Raw genomic sequence first — 17404 nt, 5'->3', positions numbered from 1 at the left:
GTCGGGACGGGCGAAACTTTCGTGGAAAGCGCCCACGCCAGTGGATCCGGCAAAGTGTCCGGAAAGGACCGTCTATTTGAGACGATCGTGCGGCCGGTCATCTGGGCGCTGGCACCACCGTCGCGGTATTGCGCCTGCGGGTCGCATGGCGCTACGTTGCGTAGCGGTGTTGATGCGGTACGGATAGCCCTGGGGTTGATGATGGTCATAACTCGCCGTGTAGCGGTTTCAGCGGTCCTCGCACTGACAGCGCCACTCACGCTCGTTCCACCGGCTGCCGCTGACGTGACCTCGTCGCGGAACGCTGTCGTCGTCTGGGACATCAACGCGCAGACCGCGATCTGGGACGTCGCGCAGCAAGCGCCGCCGCAGATCGCCGGGCGCGGGTTCGCCATGGTCAGCGGCGCGGTCTACGACGCGGTGAACGCGATCGCAGGCACCCCCTATGAGCCGTACCTCGTCGCTCCGCGCGCCAGCGGCCGCGAGTCGACGGACGCCGCTGTCGGCACAGCCGCCTACCGGGTACTGGACGCTATTTTCCCGGAACAGCGGGAAAGACTTCGCGCGCAGTACGACGAGTGGCTCGCCGGCATCCCGGACGGCCCGGCGGAGCGCGGTGGCGTCCGCGTCGGCGAACAGGCCGCCGCCGCGATGATCAAGTCACGGCTGAACGACGGCGCGTTCGACCCGCGGCCCTGGACCGTCGGGACCGAGCCAGGTGAGTATCGCCCGACCCCGCCGGGCTTCGAGAACACCGGCGCCTGGGTCGGTTTCCTGAAGCCGTTCGCCATTCCGGACGCGACGATGTTCCGTACCCCAGGGCCACCGGCGGTGACAAGCCAGGCGTACACCCGCGATTTCGACGAGGTCAAACGGGTCGGTTCGGCGACGAGCACGGTCCGCACCGCGGACCAGACGGATGCGGCGCTCTGGTGGCACGACCGCCGTTCGGTCAGCTGGGGAATGAAACGCGACCTCGCCGTCACCCAGAAACTCAGTGTGCTGGAGACCGCACGCTTCTACGCGCTGGCCGACTTCACCGGCACGGACGGCGCGATCGCGTGCGCGAACGACAAGGAGTTCTGGCACTTCTGGCGGCCGATCACCGCCATCCGAACCGCCGGCACCGACGGGAACCCCGCGACCACGGCGGACCCCACCTGGACGCCGCTGGTGGTCACCCCGCCGAACCCCGACTACCCCTCCGGCCACACCTGCCGCACCGCCGCGCAAATGACGGCATACGCCCACTTCTTCGGCCGGGACAAGGTCTCCTTCAGCGCGTTCAGCGTCGACAGCGGCACCACCCGGCACTTCCGGAGCTTCTCGCAGGCCACCGCGGAGGTCGTGGAAGCCCGCATCTGGGCGGGCATCCACTTCCGCTCCGCGGACGTCGACGGCACCACTCTCGGCAAGGCCGTCGGCAAGCACATCACGAAGCGCTACTTCCAGCCACGTCGATGACGTGGCCGGGGTCGGTCGAAGGATGGAGGCGGGTCTCCTCCACCTGAAGGAGGCCAGGCGGGGCCGCACCCGGCTAGGGTCTGGTGACGATTCAGTGCGCCAGTTCCTCGTGGTGGGAAGGACTCTCATGACCCCAGCCCGTAAGACGCTCATTACCGGTTCGATCACCTTCCTGGTGGGCTTGGGGCTCTGGTTGTTCGGGCTCGACGAGGAGATCTTCATCTTCACGCCGTCCAAGATCGGCGTGGTCCTGATGATCGTCGGCGGACTGGAGACCTTGTACGGCGTCTACAAGAGCGTGCGTACCGACGACGCGGCCCGCGGTTGACCGCCAGCCCGGGGTGGCTGGCGGTCTGAACTGTCCCTTGTGGAGCCGGTCATCAACCGTGGACGGGGAAGTTGCTGCGGATGGTGTTGTGCGGGTCGTGGTGGTTCTTGAGGTGGCGCAGGCGTGCGACGGTGCCGGGGGCGAAGGCATCGGCCACGGACTCGCTCGGGTTGAGGAACGTCAACGGTTTGCGGCCGCTGACGGGCAGGGCTTCCGCGAGACCGTGTTGTCTGGCGGCGACGGCCTTGGCGGTCGCCGGGTCGCTGGGGATGCCGAACATGTAGAGGGCGTAGGGCTCGGTGAGCGGGCCGTGCGGCGTGTCGGACGGGCGGGTGAACGCGCCGCCGAGGTGCCGCAGCTGGACGCTCAGCAGCGGGGCGATGGGGTCGGCGAGCAGTGCTTTGACGGCGACGTCGTCCAGTTCGGTCAGCAGTTCCGCGCGGGAGAGTCCCGGGCCGGGGTTGGTGGGTTCGGCGGTGATGGTGCCGAGTTCGGAGACCGGCATGGTCCGCGTCGTGTCCGACAACGGCTGCGCGAGGCGATGCAGTGGGCTGAGCAGATCACGCGCTTCGCTTTCGTCGCCGAGATACGTGGCGTCGACGGCGACCATGGGGTCGGCGCCGGGGAAGTGCAGCAGATCCAGCCAAACGGTCAGCTCGTCGGGGGCGGTGGCGGTGATCTGCCGGTAGGCCTCCATGACCTCGGGTGCCCGGTCGGCTTTCCACAGGATGCGGCCGCCGTACAGGCGCGGCGCGGGATGCAGGGCCAGTTCGAGGGCGGTGACGATGGCGAAGTCCCCGCCTCCACCGCGCAGCGCCCAGAACAGCTCCCCGTCCGTTTCCGCCGTGACGTGCCGCTGCTGTCCCTCGGTGTCGACGATGTCGAAGGCGGTCACGCTGTCGGCGACCCAGCCGTGGGCGCGGCCGAACCAGCTCAGTCCGCCGCCGAGGGCGACGCCGGTGACGCTGACGATCGGGGAACTACCGGGCAGGCCGGTCAGCCCGTGCGGCGCTGTGGCGGCTTGCACCCGGCCCGACGGCACACCGGCGCCGACGTGGGCGCGGCGGCGGGCAGGGTCGATCCGTAGCGTGTCCAGCCTTCCGGTGCGCAGCAGGATCGTGCCCTCGGTGCGTCCGGTGGCCCCGTGCCCGTTCGGCTGGACGGCGACGCTCAGCCCGGCGGCGCGGGCGTGACGGACGAGCGCGGCGACATCGTCGGCGTCCGCGGCCTCGACCACCGCCACCACCGGTTGCTGCACGGCGAGGTTCCACGGGCGGCGGGCGGCGTCGAAATCGGAGTCGTTCGGCAGCAGGACGCGACCGCGGACGACAGAGCGCAGAGTGTTCACACCGTTCATGATCTTTTCCTTCACGTGATTCAGGCGGCTGTGCCGGTGTTGTGGCGACGGGTGGGGGTGAAGCCGAGGGCGGCAAGGGCGGTGAGGGCGATTCCGGCGGCCGCGACGAACACGGCCGCGCGCACTCCCTCGGTGGTGGCGGTACGCAGGGCCTCGCCGGTCAGACCGCTGGTGGCGGCGCCTGCCACGGCGACGAGGACGGCCAGGCCGACGGCGCCTCCGACCTGCTGGGTGGTCGACGCGACCGCGGAGGCCACGCCCTGCTGGTCGGCGGGAGTCGCGGCGGTGGCGGCGCCGAACATCAGCGTGTAGCCCGCGCCCTGGCCGATGCCGAGCACGATCAGGCCGGGCAGCAGCGCCAAGTAGGAGCCACCGGTGGACAGGCTCACACCGACGAGCAGTGTGCCGAGGCCGCCGACCACCAGGCTGGCGATCATGGCGGTACGGGGGCCACGCGCTGTCGCCAGCCGCCCGCCCAGTTGCGACCCGGCGACGATGGCGGCCATCGGCACCAGGAAGGCCAGGCCGGTGCGCAGCGCGTCGTAGCCGTGGACCACCTGGAAGTAGACAGTCAGGAAGTACAACAGCGTGCCGAACGTCCCCATGTACAGGAACGTGACCAGCGCACCGGTGCCGAGGTCTCGGCGGCGCAGCAGTTTCAGTGGCAGCAAGGGATCGGCACTGCGAACCTCGATGACCGCGAACGCCGCCAGGAACAGCACGCCGGCCACCGCGGCGGCCAGCACGGGCAGTGCTGTCCACCCGGACTCGGGTGCCTGCACGAGCGCGAACACCAGCAGCGCGGACCCGGCGGTCGCGGTGAGCGCCCCGGCCACGTCGAACCGGCGGCCGGTCCGCCGCGCGGTGCGGCGGGGAATCAGCGGCAGGGCCAGCAGGGCGGCGGCGCCTGCCAACGGCACGTTGACGAAGAAGACCGCCGTCCAGCCGAACGCGTCGGTCAGCACGCCTCCGAGCAGCGAACCGAGGATCATGCCGCTGCCACCGGCCGTGCCCCACACCGCGTAGGCGCGGTTGCGCTCGCGGCCTTCGGCGAACCCGGTCGAGACCAGGGCCAGTGTCGCGGGGAACAGCAACGCGCCGCCAAGCCCTTGTGCCGCGCGGGCCGCCACCAAGGGCAGTGGCGCGGTGGCCAGACCGCCGGCCAGCGACGCCACCGCGTACACCGCCAGCCCCAGCACGAACAAGCGGCGCGGGCCGAACAGATCCACGGCCCGCCCGCCCAGCAGCAGGAACCCACCGAACGCGACCGCGTAGGCGCTGACCACCCATTGCAGCGTCTGTGCCGAGAAACCGAGCGTCGAGCCGATCTGCGGCAGCGCCACGTACACGATGTTGTAGTCCAGCGAAATGATCAGCTGAGCGAAGGCCAGCAGCGCCAATGCCGCGGCCGGGCGCCGGAATCCCGTCGCGGGCCCGGCTCGGCGATCGGTGCTCGCGACGGCTGGGGCGGACAGGGTGGTCTCGTTTGTCATGGCACCACGCTATGACCCGGAAAGACCTTCGCTATGGTTCATTTCCATGGTGGATTCATGGGTCAATTTGGCGGAGCGGCTCGGCAGTGACCTGCATCTGGAACTGGCTGGTTCCGGCGGTCGCCGGTCCACGCTCATCCGGGCGCTACGGGAGGCCGTGCGGGACGGCAGACTGGCTCCGGGCACCCGGTTGCCTCCGTACCGTTCCCTCGCCGCCGACCTCGGGCTCGCGCGCAACACCGTCGCCGAGGCCTACTCCGAGCTGGTCGCCGAAGGGTGGCTGGTCGCCCGGCAAGGCTCGGGTACGCAGGTAGCGCCGCGCACTGGACCCACCCGATTTCCGCACGTGCCGGAGAAACCCGCCCACGCGGCGCCGCCGACGCACAACCTCAGGCAGGGGCAGCCCGATGCCGCGTCCTTCCCCCGCGCGGCCTGGCTGGCCGCGGCCCGCCGCGCGCTCAACGCCGCCCCCAACGAGGCCTTCGGGCCTGGTGACCCGCGCGGCCGTCACGAACTGCGCCGGGCATTGGCCGAGTACCTGACGCGTGCCCGCGGCGTGCGGACCACGCCGGAACGGATCGTGGTGTGTTCCGGCTTCGCCCATGCGCTGCGGCTGCTCTTCGGCGGCCGGGTGCTGCGTGGCCCGTTGGCTGTGGAGTCGTACGGGCTGGCTTTTCACCGTGCGATCCTCGAGGAGGCGTCCGTTCGGACGGTGCCACTTCCGCTCGACGAACGCGGTGCGCTCACCGACGAGCTGGCGAGTCTCAAAGGGGTCCGGGCGGCGCTGCTCACCCCGGCGCACCAGTTCCCGACCGGCGGCCCCCTGCACCCGCAGCGACGCGTCAGTGCGGTGGACTGGGCACGGACCCGCGATGGCCTGATCCTGGAGGACGACTACGACGGCGAGTTCCGCTACGACCGAGAACCGGTCGGCGCGGTGCAAGGGCTGGACCCGGAGCGGGTCGTCTACATCGGCTCGTTGAGCAAAAGCCTGTCACCGGCGCTACGGCTCGGTTGGCTGGTGCTGCCCGAGCACCTTGTCACGTCCGTCCTGACGGCCAAGGGGCAGCGGGAAGCCTGGGCGAGCGTGGTGGACCAGCTCACCCTCGCCGAGTTCATCGACTCCGGCCACTACGACCGGCACATCCGCCGCATGCGCCAGCATTACCGAACCCGCCGTGACCGCCTCGTCGCCGCCCTCGCCGCCAACGCCCCGCATATCGCACCCACTGGCATCGCCGCAGGACTGCACGCCGTGCTGCGCCTTCCATCCGGAACCGAGGATTCCGCGGTCACAGCGGCCGCCCGGCAGTCCATCGCCTTGGACGGGCTCGCGGCTTTCCGCCACCCCGCGGCCACCATGCCCGCCCACGACGGCCTGGTCGTCGGCTACGCGACCCCGTCAGACCACGGCTACGGACCTGCGCTGGAAGCGCTGTGCCGGATTCTCCCTCCCGCGCCTTCACCGGCCGACTGACACCGGAGGACATCGCCGCTACTGTCCCTGGGCGACCTTCAGTTCGGCGATCTGCAGGAAACCTGTGGCGGTGCCGGGTGACCGACTGGTCATGTCCAGCCTGATCCGGCTCGTTCGGACGGGGGATGAAGGTGATGGTTGTCGGTTGGTTCGACGTGGTCGCCCATTCGACGCGGGTGTCGCGTACTGGCACGAAGCGGTGGCCGTTCCAGTACGACACCTGGATCGACGCGGGCAACGAACGGGCGGCGTCGACGGTGAAGTAGGCCTGGACGCTGCCGACCGGCGTGGGGCCGAGACCAGCACGGACACCCATTCACTGGCATGCGAACGGCTTATGGCCGGTAGTAACGCGGTTGCCTGCTTGTTGTAGTAATTCGACCAGCCGCCGCTGGTGGTGTTGCCGTCGAGCATCGCGGCCGGGATCGTGTCGGCCGCTCCCGAGTAGCCGGCGTCCGCGGTCACTGCTGGGGGCGCGGCGGGGGAGACAGGCCGGGAGGCCCGCGCGGGTCGACCGCGGCCGGAGGATTCGCGTGTCCACTGTGTACAGATGTTGGTCGTCCGCGGACCACAGCTTCGGGTCCGCCCTGAAATCAACAAAGGCAAACGAGATCGTTCCGCTGGCCTGCGTCGTTGTGAACAGGCGACGCTTCGTGGTCGACTGGCGTGCAAGCGCTTTCAACCACCATAATCGCCAGGTCTGTCCACTTGGGACTTTGTAAGTGCTTGTGCGGATTGGACAACGTGCCCGGCATGGCCGCACACCATAACAATCGGTCATCAGGTGTGGTTATGGCACAAACCGACTAAAGGTGGTAGCAGGACGAAGCTCGCAGGAACACGCTGGGACACGCCGGAGTGATCCGGTGCCGGGTCACGTACAACGTGCCCGGGCCAACCCACTGACGGCGCGGTCACCCCGCGTCCCCTGCGAAAGTGAGTTGCCGGTATGCGCAAGATCGTCACTGGGCGACATCTCGTTGCCCGCTCCGCGATAACCCTGGTGGCCGGTGTCGCGGCCGCCGGTTTCCTGGTCGCCCCGACCGCCACGGCGGCCGGGATCGACGGATACGCACCGGAAGTGGCCAGGGCCGCGATCGCCGAGCTGAGTGCTCAGGAGGGCATCTCTCCCGAAGCGGTCGTCGAGATCCTGCGGACACAGGACGCCAGTGTGCGCACTCTCGACCAGGTCACCGGCCGGCTGGGTGCCCGGACCGCGGGCGGCTACCTGGACGCCAAGGGCAAGCCGGTGGTCAACGTGCTGGACGCGGCCGCGGCGGAGGACGTCCGCGCGTCCGGTGCCGAGGCGAAGCTGGTGCGGCACTCCACCGCGGCGCTGGCCTCCGCGCAGGACGCGCTGGAATCGGTGCCCGCGGTCAAGCACACCTCGATCGGGCTGGACCCGAAGACCAACCAGGTCGTGCTCAGTGTGTCGGACGTGGCGACCGGCGGTGACCTCGCCGCGCTGCTGCGCACCGCCGACCAGCTGGGCGACCGGGTACGGGTCGAGCGGGTCAGCGGTGAGATGCGGCTGGCCATCTACAACGGGGAGGCCATCACCGGCGGCGGAACCCGCTGCTCGGTCGGGTTCAACACCAACAGGGGCGGCCAGAACTACATCGTCGACGCCGGGCACTGCACCCGCGCGGTGCGCCAGTGGAACGTGGGTCCGTCCCAGGGCGCCAGCTTCCCGACCAACGACTACGGCCTGATCCTGAACACCACGGGAAGCGCGCCTGGCGCGGTCACCCTGTGGAACGGCTCGACCCAGCGGATCACCTCGCACGCGACCGCGACGGTGGGGCAGCGGATCCAGAAGAGCGGCAGCACCACGCGGCTGACCTCCGGTTCGGTGCAGCGGCTGAACGTCACGGTGAACTACGCCGAAGGATCGGTGCACCAGCTGATCCAGACCAACGCACTGGCCAACCCCGGCGACTCCGGTGGTTGCCTGTTCTCCGGAAGCGTGGGCCTGGGCATCACCTCCGGCAAGGGCAGCGGGACCTCGTACTACCAGCCGGTCGGTGAGGCGCTGGCCGCGTACGGCGTGACGCTCAACAGCTGAGAGCCGTCCGCCGGGCAGGGTCGTGGACGGAAACCGCTCATTCCGTTCACGACCCGTTTCACCGCATTCCCTCTCGTCAACCCGCCTGCCGCACCAGCCGCGTCGCCTCGTCCTTGGACACCGGGCTGGTCAGGCCGCAGAAGGTGCACTGCGTCGAGTACTTGGTCCGCACCGGGAACAGCGGCACGAAGAACAGCGTGAACTTCGTGACCGCCCTGTGCAGGGGATGCGCCCCGGAGTTCCCACATCGGGGGCACAGCAACGTCAGCATCGCCAGGACCAGCACCTTGGTCCGGAAACCGAAAATCACCACGTTCGTCGCACTCCCCGTCGGCTCGTCCTGCCTCCAGGGTTCCACATCCCCCGCGTTTCGCGGCTTCAGCCTTCGGCGAGGGCCGCGAGCCGGTCGAGTGAGGACCGGAGTTTGTCCGGTGTGGTCTCCTGAGCGCGCCGATAGCGGTTCTCGTCGGTCAGCTCAGTCCAGTCGTAGGTGTGGGTCACGCGCGTCGACGACGAGTCGACGGGTTCCAGTTCCCAACGCCACAGGTGGCCCGGGGGTTTCTGGCCCGGCTCGGCAGGCCGCCACGCGATGCGGCGCCCCTCTTCGAACTCGACGACGTGGTTCTCCCGGACAACGCCGTCGTAGGTGAGCGTCATGGTGAAAACGTCGCCGACAGCGCGGACTCGCTGTCCTGGTGACGCCTCCGCCAGGTTGTCGTTGCCATCCCAGCGGGGCTGGTGGGCCGGATCGGCGATGAGCTCGAAGATCCGCGCGGCCGGGGCCGGGATCTCGCGGGTGGCGCTGACGACGCGCTTGTCATCGTTACTGGTCACCGGAGTATCGAAGCACATCGCGCCGCGGTCGCGGTACGGGTGGAGCCGCACGTGCTCGCCACCCCGGCCGTTTGCGTGGCCGCCGGTGTGCTGAGCGTGACTGTCGTCAGGTCGTCGTGCTGATGACGATGGCGATCGCCGAGGCTCGGAGGTGACAGGCGGAACCCCACGTCCACCCGGACCGAGCACGTAACTCACTCGACCGAGTGAGCGCGATCGTGACCTGCCGTGCATGCCGACGGTAACCGGGTCGACGGAGAAGTCCATTCGGGGCACGGCATCGCGGTGGCGCTGATCGTCTACTTAGGGTGAAAGGAGCCGTTTCGACCCCCAGGGGAGACGATGACGATCACCGAGCCGGACTTCGAACCGCCGTTGTTCTACTGCCCGATCCCGTCCGCCATCAACCCGGCGGTGGACGAAGTGGAATGCCGGGCGGTGGCCTGGATCGACCACATTGGACTGTATCGGTCCGGACGGGACCGGACCCGGATTCTCGGGACCAACAGTGCCGAGTTCTACGCGCGTTTCGCACCAACGGCGGGCAGCGAAGGCCTTCTGGTCGCGGCGTTGTGGGTGTACTGGGGTTTCGCGTTCGACGACGCGTGCTGCGACAGCGGACCGCTCAGCGCCGACCCCTCGGCGTTCCTGGCGATGGCCGGGCAGTTGCAGCGGTCGATGACGAGTTCCGTCGTGCCGACTGAGCCGTTCGCCAAGGCACTGCACGACATCATGACCCGGATGCGTGCCTTCGCCACACCGACCCAGGTGCGCCGCTTCATGGACGCGCATCGCCACTGGTTGTACTCCGTGGCATGGCAGATCGGCAACCAGGCGCAAGGCCACATGCCCGCACTGGACGAATACCTGACCATGCGGCTGGGCAGCGCGGGTGGTCCGCCCACCATCGCACTGCTGGAAATCGCCAACAACCAAGAAGTCCCGGCACGCGAGATGGACTCACCGGCCGTGCAGGCGCTGACCGAGATGACGCAGCTGGTCGCCGCACTGGACAACGACCTGCACTCCTACCGCAAGGAAGTGCAGGAGGCGCACACCGATCAGAACATCGTGAATGTCCTCATGCACCAAGAACGGAGCTCGGCAGCGGAGGCGATTCGCCGCGGCGTGGAGATCCGCGATCGCATCATGGTCCGGTTCCTGCGGCTCCGCGAGCGTGTGCTCGCCGGAGCGGGTCCGGAACTGAACCGCTACCTCACCGACCTCTGCCACGCCATCCGCGGCAACATCGACTGGGCGGCAAGGGTTCCCCGTTACCTCAGCAACGGCATCCCGTCCCCGCAACCGATCACCGTCAAGGTCACCACCACCGACGAGCCGCGCGACAGCAGTCCTGAACCGCTTGCCCTGCCCAGTATCTCGCGGTGGTGGGACCCCTTCGAACGCTGAAGCGGTCAGGCGGACGCGTCACGTTCCGCCAACGCCGAAGTGGATGTCGGCGTTCCCCGACGCCGTGAACGCGGTGAGCCCTGATCTTCATCGGCTTCGTGATGTCCGCCGCACGAGCGACTTCCGTAAGGCCGGGACATGACACAGCGTGGCAGGCGGTGCGGCGGCATTGCCCGTCAGAGGGAACGGCTGGCCGGCCGATGTCCGGACTTTGTGATGTTTGAAGCCGGAACCATGTGACGTGCTGCGGATTCGTACATCCCACGGGCGGGTGCCCCGATACACCCGGAGGGGCACCGGAATCTGGCTACCTTGTTGCAGGGCGACGAGAGTCGCTTCCCGGCAAGCAGGCCAACACCACAGCGCTCAACGACAGGCATACAGGCGGGTCCGGGTGGGTATGGCCCCGGCCTCGCCTGTCCCGACCGGACTCGTCCTGAGTGGAGGGTGCGGTTCGGATCGGTGTCACGCGAGAGCGGTCCGCGAGCCCCGTCCCGGTCGGCAGGGTCTCGGGGCAGGGCTCGCGGAGCAGGGGGACAGGTCGCGTTGTCACCTCATCGTTCTTGTGTGATCAACGGGGGACGCCGCACGCGCAGCTCCTCGGCCAATGCGCTGCGGCCACTGATACCCAGCTTCCGGTATGCCCGCGTCAGGTGCTGTTCCACCGTACTGACCGTGATGAACAGCCTGTCGCCGATCTGCCGGTTGGTGTGACCGTTCGCAGCCAGTTGTGCCACCCGCAGCTCGGCCTCGCTGAGCACCGTCGAGTCGGTCGGCTCGGATTGCTCACGGCGCACCGGTTCCGCGGGTTCCTGAGTGTCCCGTGTGGACCCCGCCGTTGTGGACACTGGGCTGGGCTCGGCCGGGATGTCCTTCGTGCGCACGACGCGCGCGGACACCTGCTTGCGCTCCGGCAGCCGTGCGCCGGACACCACGGCGAAGTCCGTGCGCGGCCCCGGGATTTGCAGCTTGGCGGACGCCTTCAGGGTCCGGTTGAGCTCGAGCAGGTGGCCGGAGTCCTTGAAGCACTTCGCCGCCCGGCCCAGCAGCACCGGGATGTCCGCCGGCCTGCTCGTGACGGCCAGCACCCGCAGCGCGAGGCCACAGGCATAGGGGTCCTTGTCGAGCGACAGTTCCACCTGTTGCTTGGCCAGTTCACGGGCCATCGCCACGTTGCCGAGCTGGAGGTTCGCCTCGGCGAGGTCGCTGCGCCACGGCACGAGCGTCGGGGTGACCGCGTCCCACTTGCGCATCAGCCGCTGACACTTCTGGAAATCGTTCACCGCCGCCAGCGGCCGGCTGGTCGCCAGGTAGAAGTGACCGCGGGCGCGCAGGTACCGCATACCGCCGATCGTGTCGAACATCGCCTCGGGCACCGGACGGCGCAGCGTCCTGGCGGCGGCGTCGAACGCGCCCGCCGCCACCTCGGCCATCAGCAAGGTGGTGAGCGGGTAGCTGATCGACACGCCCCAGTTGTGCTCGCCGAGCATGTCCAGTGACGCCTTGGCGCGCTCCGCCGCAGCGGCGACGTCGGCACGCTGCAGGGCGATCCCGGCCCAGAGCGCGTCGAGCATGGCCTGCCAGGTCACCGCGCCGCGTTGCTCGGCCTCCCGGCTGAGCCGCGTGCACCAGCGTTCGGCCCGGTCGACCTCGCCACCCCGCACCAGCGCCATGATCGCCGTGGCGAGTGCCTCCAGTGCCGTGTCACCGAGACGGCAGTTCTGCAGGATGCGCTCGGCGTTGGCCGTGGTCGCCTCGGAGCCGCCCTGCCGCCACGCCTGGATGACCGTGCCCGCGGTGCGGCTCCATGGGGCGGCGTCGGCGGGCACGTCCGGCTTCTCGCCGTCCACGTCGCCGTCCATCGGCCCGAAGTGCCACTGGTAGGCCAGGTCCAGTTCGGCCTCGATCTGCGGGTCGATCGGTTCCGGCGAACTGGCCAGCACCTCGTGCGCCCGGACGAAGGTCGTCCGCGCGCCGTGCCACAGCGAGTGGCGCATCAGCGCGAAACAGCCGACTTGGTCGAGCGTGCCGTCGAAGGCCGCCTCCCGCAGCGTCGACACGTACGGCGCCACCGCGGACGGGTTGAGCCGCCAGGTGCTCCACACGAACGACTGCCGGATGGCGCGCTGTTCGTGCTCGTCGGTGGACGCGGACAACGCCAGCTCCAGGCACTTGGTGGCGAACTGGACGTTGTCGGTGACCATGGCCTGCTCGGCCGCGGACCGCAGTACCGCCGTCGACCACTCGCCGGATGCCTCGCCCGCCGCGACCAGGTGGGCGGCCACCTCGGTCGCGGACGCCGCGGCGCGGTACTTCAGCTCGGCGGCCCGGGCGTGCAGCTTGGCGCGGGCCGCCGGACGGAGCGTGTCGAGCACGGCCGACTCGGCGGCCGGATGCCGGAACCTGCAACTTGTGAGCAAGCCACCGTGATCCAGGGCAGCTAGTATGTCGTTAACGGTCTCCGAGTCGGAGCCGGTGAGTTTGGCGATCAATTCAGGGTCGCTCTGCTCGCCGAGCACCGCCACGGCGGCCGCTGTTTCGAGGAGCTGGCTGTCCGGACGATCGAGCAATGCGTACACCGCGCGGGTGTAGGCGGCGCCAACGGCGGGCTGCCCGTCCCGGTTGCCTTTCCGGTAATCGTCGACCAACGCGTTCGTCAGCATCGGATTACCGGCGCTTAATGCGTGGACGCGGCCCGGAAGATCATTGTCGACGCGCTCGTCCAGTGATTCGGCGAACATCGCACCGATTGCCTGCTCGGACATGGGCGTCAGGTGTACCGAATAGTAACAGGGTTGCCGTGAGAAAAAGCTCGTCAGCCGTAAATTCGTCGTGCGTGGAGAATTCGGCTGATTCAGCAATATGAGCAGCTTGGTCGACCGGATACGGCGCTGGAGCTGCATGAGCAGCTTCAGCGAGGTTTCGTCGGCGAACTGCAGGTCGTCGACCCCGATGACCACGGGCCGCTCCCGCGCCAGCTCGAGCAGCGAGTCGCAGACGTTGCGCACGACCTGGCCGCTGGACTGCTCGGCGTGCTGTCTTGCCTGGTCATCGCCCTGTTCGCGGCCCCAGAGCAGCAGCGTTGTGCCGACCCGATGCGGTATGTCGTGCGGTAACGAGGAGTTTGCCAGCAGTTGGTCGATGACGGCGCCGCCGATGTGCTGCTCGTCCGGCGCGCCGGTCGCGCGAAGCGTCAGGGCACCCGCCTTGACGGCGTCCTCGAGCAGGTCGTGCTGTACGGCGGTCTTTCCGCTGGCGAATCCCCCATTCACCATCACGACTCGACCGGACCCGGATGAACTGTGCGCGAATTGCTTCTGCAAATAGTCGCGCGCGTCGTGGAGGTCGATCTCTAATCGAGTGCTCCAAGGGTTGCCATACCTCAATCTACTTCCCCCAGAAGTGGCTTGAGTGTCGATCCCGGTGGTGGCAGATACCATATCAGAAGTCCTCTGTCAGCGGCCACCGTTATCGGATCGATATACACCGTGGGTTATCTCGCCCGGCATCCGGCAACCACCCGGGCGGAGGTAGGGATAGTCCTACCTGTCAATCGGGTGCGATCTCCATGTCTTTTCCGCCCGGTAACGGAGAAGCTTGGTGAACAGCGACGACAAGGTTGTGGGAGGGCTCGATGATGGTAAGCACGGCGGCGGACGTAACTCCGAGGATTTTGCCGACCGGCCACCTTAAATTGTCCTCAAGTACCACTGGTGCGCAGCTGCGTTATGGGCCGGCCGGCACCGCCATGTGGATCGCGCTCAACCAGAGCTCAGGCGACGTCGCCAAGGCCGCGGCGACGCTGGCCACGATGTGGGACGTCGACCCTGTGGCCACGTACAGCCACATGGTGACGTGGGTAGAGGACCTGTGCGACGCGGGCGTACTCGAACGTGCCACTGCCGAGGCCGCCATGACGGCGGCCTCGGCAGTGGGAACGGCGGGCCATGACGAGGCCATGACGCGCTGATGAAGCGATTGTGAACGACGGTGGGGACGCTCAGGGCAGGCGATGCTCGGCGACCACCGACCGGATGATGTCGTCGAGGGTGCGCCGCGGCCGGAAGCCGACCCGGTCGCGTGCCTTCGCGCAATCCGGGATGCGGCGCTGCATGTCTTCGAAGCCGGCGCCGTACGCCTGCTCGTACGGGACCTTCACCACCGTGCTCGACGAGTCCGTCGCCGCGATGACCTTGTGCGCGAGGTCGGCGATGCTGACCTGTTCCGAACTGCCGAGGTTGTAGACGGTGCCGTGCGCGCCCTCGTCCTCAAGGAGTGCGACGAGCGCCGGCACCACGTCGAGCACGTGACAGAAACACCTGACCTGCTGGCCGTCGCCGAACACGGTGATCGGCTCGCCGGCGAGCGCCTGCCCGACGAACCGGGGAATCACCATGCCGTAACGGCCGCTCTGCCGCGGGCCGACCGTGTTGAACAACCGCACGATCACGGTCTTGACCCCGTACTCGATCCCGTACAGGTAGGCCAGCGTCTCGTCCAGGGCCTTCGCCTCGGCGTACGACCACCGGTTCACCAGCGGTGAGCCGACGATCCGGTCGGCGTCCTCGGTGAGCCCGTCGGCGGTGTTCTTGCCGTAGATCTCGCTGGTCGACGCGACCAGGATCGGCACATCGTGCGCACGTGCCGCCTCCAGCACGGTTTCCGTGCCGTTGAGGTTGGTACGCAGGCTCTCCAGGGTCTTGCCGAGGATGGTGAACACCCCGACGGCCGCGGCCAGGTGGTAGATCGCGTCCACCCCGGCCATGCAGCTGTCCACCGCGTCCCGGTCGCACACCGATCCCCGGACGAACCGCAGCCGGGGATCGTCCGCGAACGCGGCGAGGTTGCTTTCGCTGCCGGTGCTGAGGTCGTCGAGGACGACCACCTCGTGACCGAGGCCAAGCAGGTGCTCGGTCAGGTGCGAGCCGATGAAGCCGGCACCTCCGGTGATCAGGCAGCGCACAGGTCGTGTCCTTTCAAGACGGCTCACACGGGTTGGCTGGCGTCGGCGGACTCGAACCGGTAGGTGGCGTCGACCAGCATCGGGCAGTCGGCGGTCCAGCCGTAGTCGTGTCCGGGTTGGACGGTGTGGACGAGCACGAGGTCCCAGTTCGTGCCCTGCGGCCGGACCACACTGTCCATTGTGGTGCCGTCCGGCAGGGTCACCCGGGCGATCAGCGGGTCGAAGTAGTCGACCTTCGCCCCGCGCTCGGCCAGGCCCGCGATGATCTCCAGGGCCGAAGACGACCGCACGTCCAGCACGCCGGGCTTGTACGACACGCCGACCACGAGGACGCGGATTCCGGCCATTCCCTTGCCCGCCAGTGAAAGCGCACCCTGCACGCGGTCCACCACAGTCTTGGGCCGCTCGGCGATGGCGGTCATCGCCTGGTTCACCAACGGCGCCGCGGTCCGTGTTTCGCGCAGCTGCCAGAGCAGGTAGTGCGGGTCGCACGGGATGCAGTGCCCGCCGACCCCGGGGCCGGGGTGGAAGGCCATGAACCCGTACGGTTTGGTCGCCGCGGCGTCGATCACCTCGATCGGGTCGAGCTCCAGCCCGGCGCAGATGTCGGCGAACTCGTTGGCCAGCGCGATGTTCACCGCACGGAAGGTGTTCTCGTACAGCTTGGTCATCTCGGCGACCTCGGGGGACCGCACCCGGTGGGTCTGCGACGCCAGCACCTCGATCACCTGGGCCGCCATCGCTGTGCACTGTGCGGTGACCCCGCCGAGCACCCGGGGCGTCTCCCGCTGGGTGTGCGTGACGTTGCCCGGATCGATCCGTTCCGGGCTGGAGGCCACGAAGATGTCGGTGCCGATCGTGAAACCACGATCGATCAACGGGTTCACCAGCATCCTGGCCGTGGTGCCGACGAAGCTCGTCGACGTCAGGATCAGCGTCTGACCCGGCCGCGCGTACTTCACGAGTGTGTCGCACGCCCCCTGCAACGGACCGAGGTCCGGCAACAGGTAACGGTCCACCGGCGTGGGCACGCACACCATCACCGCGTCCGCCTCGGCCAGCCTGGACAGGTCGGCGGTGAGCTCGAAACCGTCCTGCCCCAACGACTTCGCCAGCCGCAGGTGATCGGCATCGATCAGGTCGACGGCGCGTCGCCGGATCGCCGCGAGGCGATCCGGATCGCGGTCGATCCCCAGGACGCGTACTCCGCCCGCGTGCAGGCCCAACGCGGTCGGCAGGCCGACGTAGCCCATGCCGATGACCGCGACGGAGGAAATCTCCGGCATTCTCAAACCCCTTGTCGCTCGCGGTGTCCGGTCCTCAGAGGACCACTCTGAGCAGTTCGAACGCCTCGGCGTAGGCGGTCGAGACCTGCGAGCCGCGGTACTCGGCGAGCGCGCGGACGCCCCGCTCGCTGCGCGGGCTGGGCCACTGCTGCAGTTCGTCGCCATAGGCCCGCAGCGCCTCGAGCTTGCGCTCCAGGTGGGACTCGGCCAGCGGCTGCCAGCAGTTCGGCCGGAAGACCGGCAGGCCCGCGGCCTCACCGCTGTCGGTCGCGGACCGGACCTCGAAGCACCGGATCTCCCGCACGGGCCCACGGCCTGCCCGGCCGGCCACGCGGGCCGCCCGGCTCACCAGCTGGTGGTCCAGGCTCAGGTCGCTCAGGCTCGGCGCGAACACCGTGTCCGGCTCGAACTCGCGTACTTCCCGTTCGAACACCCGGTTCAGCTCCAACTGGCCCACGGTGTCCAGCCGGTTGTCGCCGTACTCGTGGACGGCCAGCCGTTCGATGCCGAGGATCTTCGCGGCCGCCTCGATCGCCGGGACGCGGTTGGTCACGCCCTGCCCGGTCTCGGATCGGGACCCGTCGTCGTCGCAGAGCACGCACAGGCTGATCCGCACGCCGTCGTCGGCCAGCTTCGCGAGCGTCCCGCCCGCGCCCAGGGTCTCGTCGTCGCCGTGGGCGGCGACGACCAATAATCTGCGTATCGTTCGGTGCATCGCGATCCTTTT

15 protein-coding genes are annotated in these 17404 nt (G+C 68.7%); 7 read left to right on the top strand and 8 right to left on the bottom strand.

Annotated features, from left to right (window positions below):
- The first annotated feature begins 285 nt into the window (after positions 1–285).
- Complete coding sequence (locus GC106_RS49355; RefSeq protein WP_217280718.1) at positions 286–1464, top strand: vanadium-dependent haloperoxidase; 1179 nt, start codon at positions 286–288, stop codon at positions 1462–1464.
- Positions 1465–1591: 127 nt separating this feature from the next.
- A complete protein-coding gene (locus GC106_RS20190) occupies positions 1592–1792 on the top strand; it encodes a DUF5708 family protein (RefSeq protein WP_173132858.1) in 201 nt (66 codons plus the stop codon).
- A gap of 52 nt (positions 1793–1844) precedes the next feature.
- Here GC106_RS20190 and GC106_RS20185 read toward each other — a convergent pair whose 3' ends face one another.
- Entirely contained in the window at positions 1845–3149 is a 1305-nt protein-coding gene (locus GC106_RS20185) for an FAD-binding oxidoreductase (protein ID WP_173132855.1), read from the bottom strand.
- A gap of 20 nt (positions 3150–3169) precedes the next feature.
- Positions 3170–4642 carry an MFS transporter gene (locus GC106_RS20180; RefSeq protein WP_173132852.1) on the bottom strand — a complete coding sequence of 491 codons (1473 nt, stop codon included), beginning with the start codon at positions 4640–4642 and terminating at the stop codon, positions 3170–3172.
- A gap of 46 nt (positions 4643–4688) precedes the next feature.
- Here GC106_RS20180 and pdxR point away from each other — a divergent pair, with 46 nt between their 5' ends.
- The 3 genes from pdxR to GC106_RS20170 all read left to right on the top strand — a co-directional run bounded on the left by pdxR (position 4689) and on the right by GC106_RS20170 (position 8184).
- Positions 4689–6119, top strand: a complete 1431-nt coding sequence (gene pdxR, locus GC106_RS20175; RefSeq protein ID WP_173132849.1) for a MocR-like pyridoxine biosynthesis transcription factor PdxR — start codon at positions 4689–4691, stop codon at positions 6117–6119.
- Positions 6120–6253: 134 nt separating this feature from the next.
- Positions 6254–6385, top strand: a complete 132-nt coding sequence (locus tag GC106_RS48860) for a hypothetical protein (RefSeq protein WP_281368558.1) — start codon at positions 6254–6256, stop codon at positions 6383–6385.
- Positions 6386–7068: 683 nt separating this feature from the next.
- Positions 7069–8184 (top strand): S1 family peptidase, encoded by a 1116-nt coding sequence (locus GC106_RS20170; RefSeq protein ID WP_173132846.1) that lies wholly within the window; start codon positions 7069–7071, stop codon positions 8182–8184.
- A gap of 76 nt (positions 8185–8260) precedes the next feature.
- Here GC106_RS20170 and GC106_RS20165 read toward each other — a convergent pair whose 3' ends face one another.
- Together GC106_RS20165 and GC106_RS20160 are read right to left on the bottom strand one after the other, a co-directional pair.
- On the bottom strand, positions 8261–8497 hold the full coding sequence (locus tag GC106_RS20165; RefSeq protein WP_173132843.1) for a zinc-ribbon domain-containing protein: 237 nt from the start codon (positions 8495–8497) through the stop codon (positions 8261–8263).
- A gap of 65 nt (positions 8498–8562) precedes the next feature.
- Positions 8563–9018, bottom strand: coding sequence for an SRPBCC family protein (locus GC106_RS20160; protein WP_312872751.1), 456 nt, complete (start codon positions 9016–9018; stop codon positions 8563–8565).
- Between the two features lie 342 nt (positions 9019–9360).
- Between GC106_RS20160 and GC106_RS20155 the strand changes: the two genes are divergently transcribed.
- Entirely contained in the window at positions 9361–10428 is a 1068-nt protein-coding gene (locus tag GC106_RS20155; RefSeq protein ID WP_173132840.1) for a terpene synthase family protein, read from the top strand.
- 554 nt (positions 10429–10982) lie between these two features.
- Here GC106_RS20155 and GC106_RS20150 read toward each other — a convergent pair.
- Positions 10983–13868 carry an AAA family ATPase gene (locus tag GC106_RS20150; protein ID WP_173132837.1) on the bottom strand — a complete coding sequence of 962 codons (2886 nt, stop codon included), beginning with the start codon at positions 13866–13868 and terminating at the stop codon, positions 10983–10985.
- Between the two features lie 308 nt (positions 13869–14176).
- On the opposite strand from GC106_RS20150, the gene GC106_RS20145 reads away from it, so the two are divergent.
- A complete protein-coding gene (locus GC106_RS20145) occupies positions 14177–14398 on the top strand; it encodes a hypothetical protein (RefSeq protein ID WP_173132834.1) in 222 nt (73 codons plus the stop codon).
- A gap of 30 nt (positions 14399–14428) precedes the next feature.
- On the opposite strand, the gene GC106_RS20140 is transcribed toward GC106_RS20145, so the two are convergent.
- Genes GC106_RS20140 through GC106_RS20130 form a run of 3 tightly spaced genes read right to left on the bottom strand, consistent with a single transcriptional unit; the run spans position 14429 to position 17392 of the window.
- Complete coding sequence (locus GC106_RS20140; protein ID WP_173132831.1) at positions 14429–15391, bottom strand: NAD-dependent epimerase/dehydratase family protein; 963 nt, start codon at positions 15389–15391, stop codon at positions 14429–14431.
- 23 nt (positions 15392–15414) lie between these two features.
- Entirely contained in the window at positions 15415–16677 is a 1263-nt protein-coding gene (locus GC106_RS20135; protein ID WP_173132828.1) for a nucleotide sugar dehydrogenase, read from the bottom strand.
- Positions 16678–16711: 34 nt separating this feature from the next.
- On the bottom strand, positions 16712–17392 hold the full coding sequence (locus tag GC106_RS20130; protein ID WP_173132825.1) for a PIG-L deacetylase family protein: 681 nt from the start codon (positions 17390–17392) through the stop codon (positions 16712–16714).
- Between the last annotated feature and the right edge of the window lie 12 nt (positions 17393–17404).

This window comes from Kibdelosporangium persicum, from assembly GCF_013280595.1.
In the GTDB taxonomy this organism is placed as follows: Bacteria; Actinomycetota; Actinomycetes; order Mycobacteriales; family Pseudonocardiaceae; genus Kibdelosporangium; species Kibdelosporangium persicum.
This window is presented reverse-complemented; position numbering and strand designations above follow the sequence as displayed.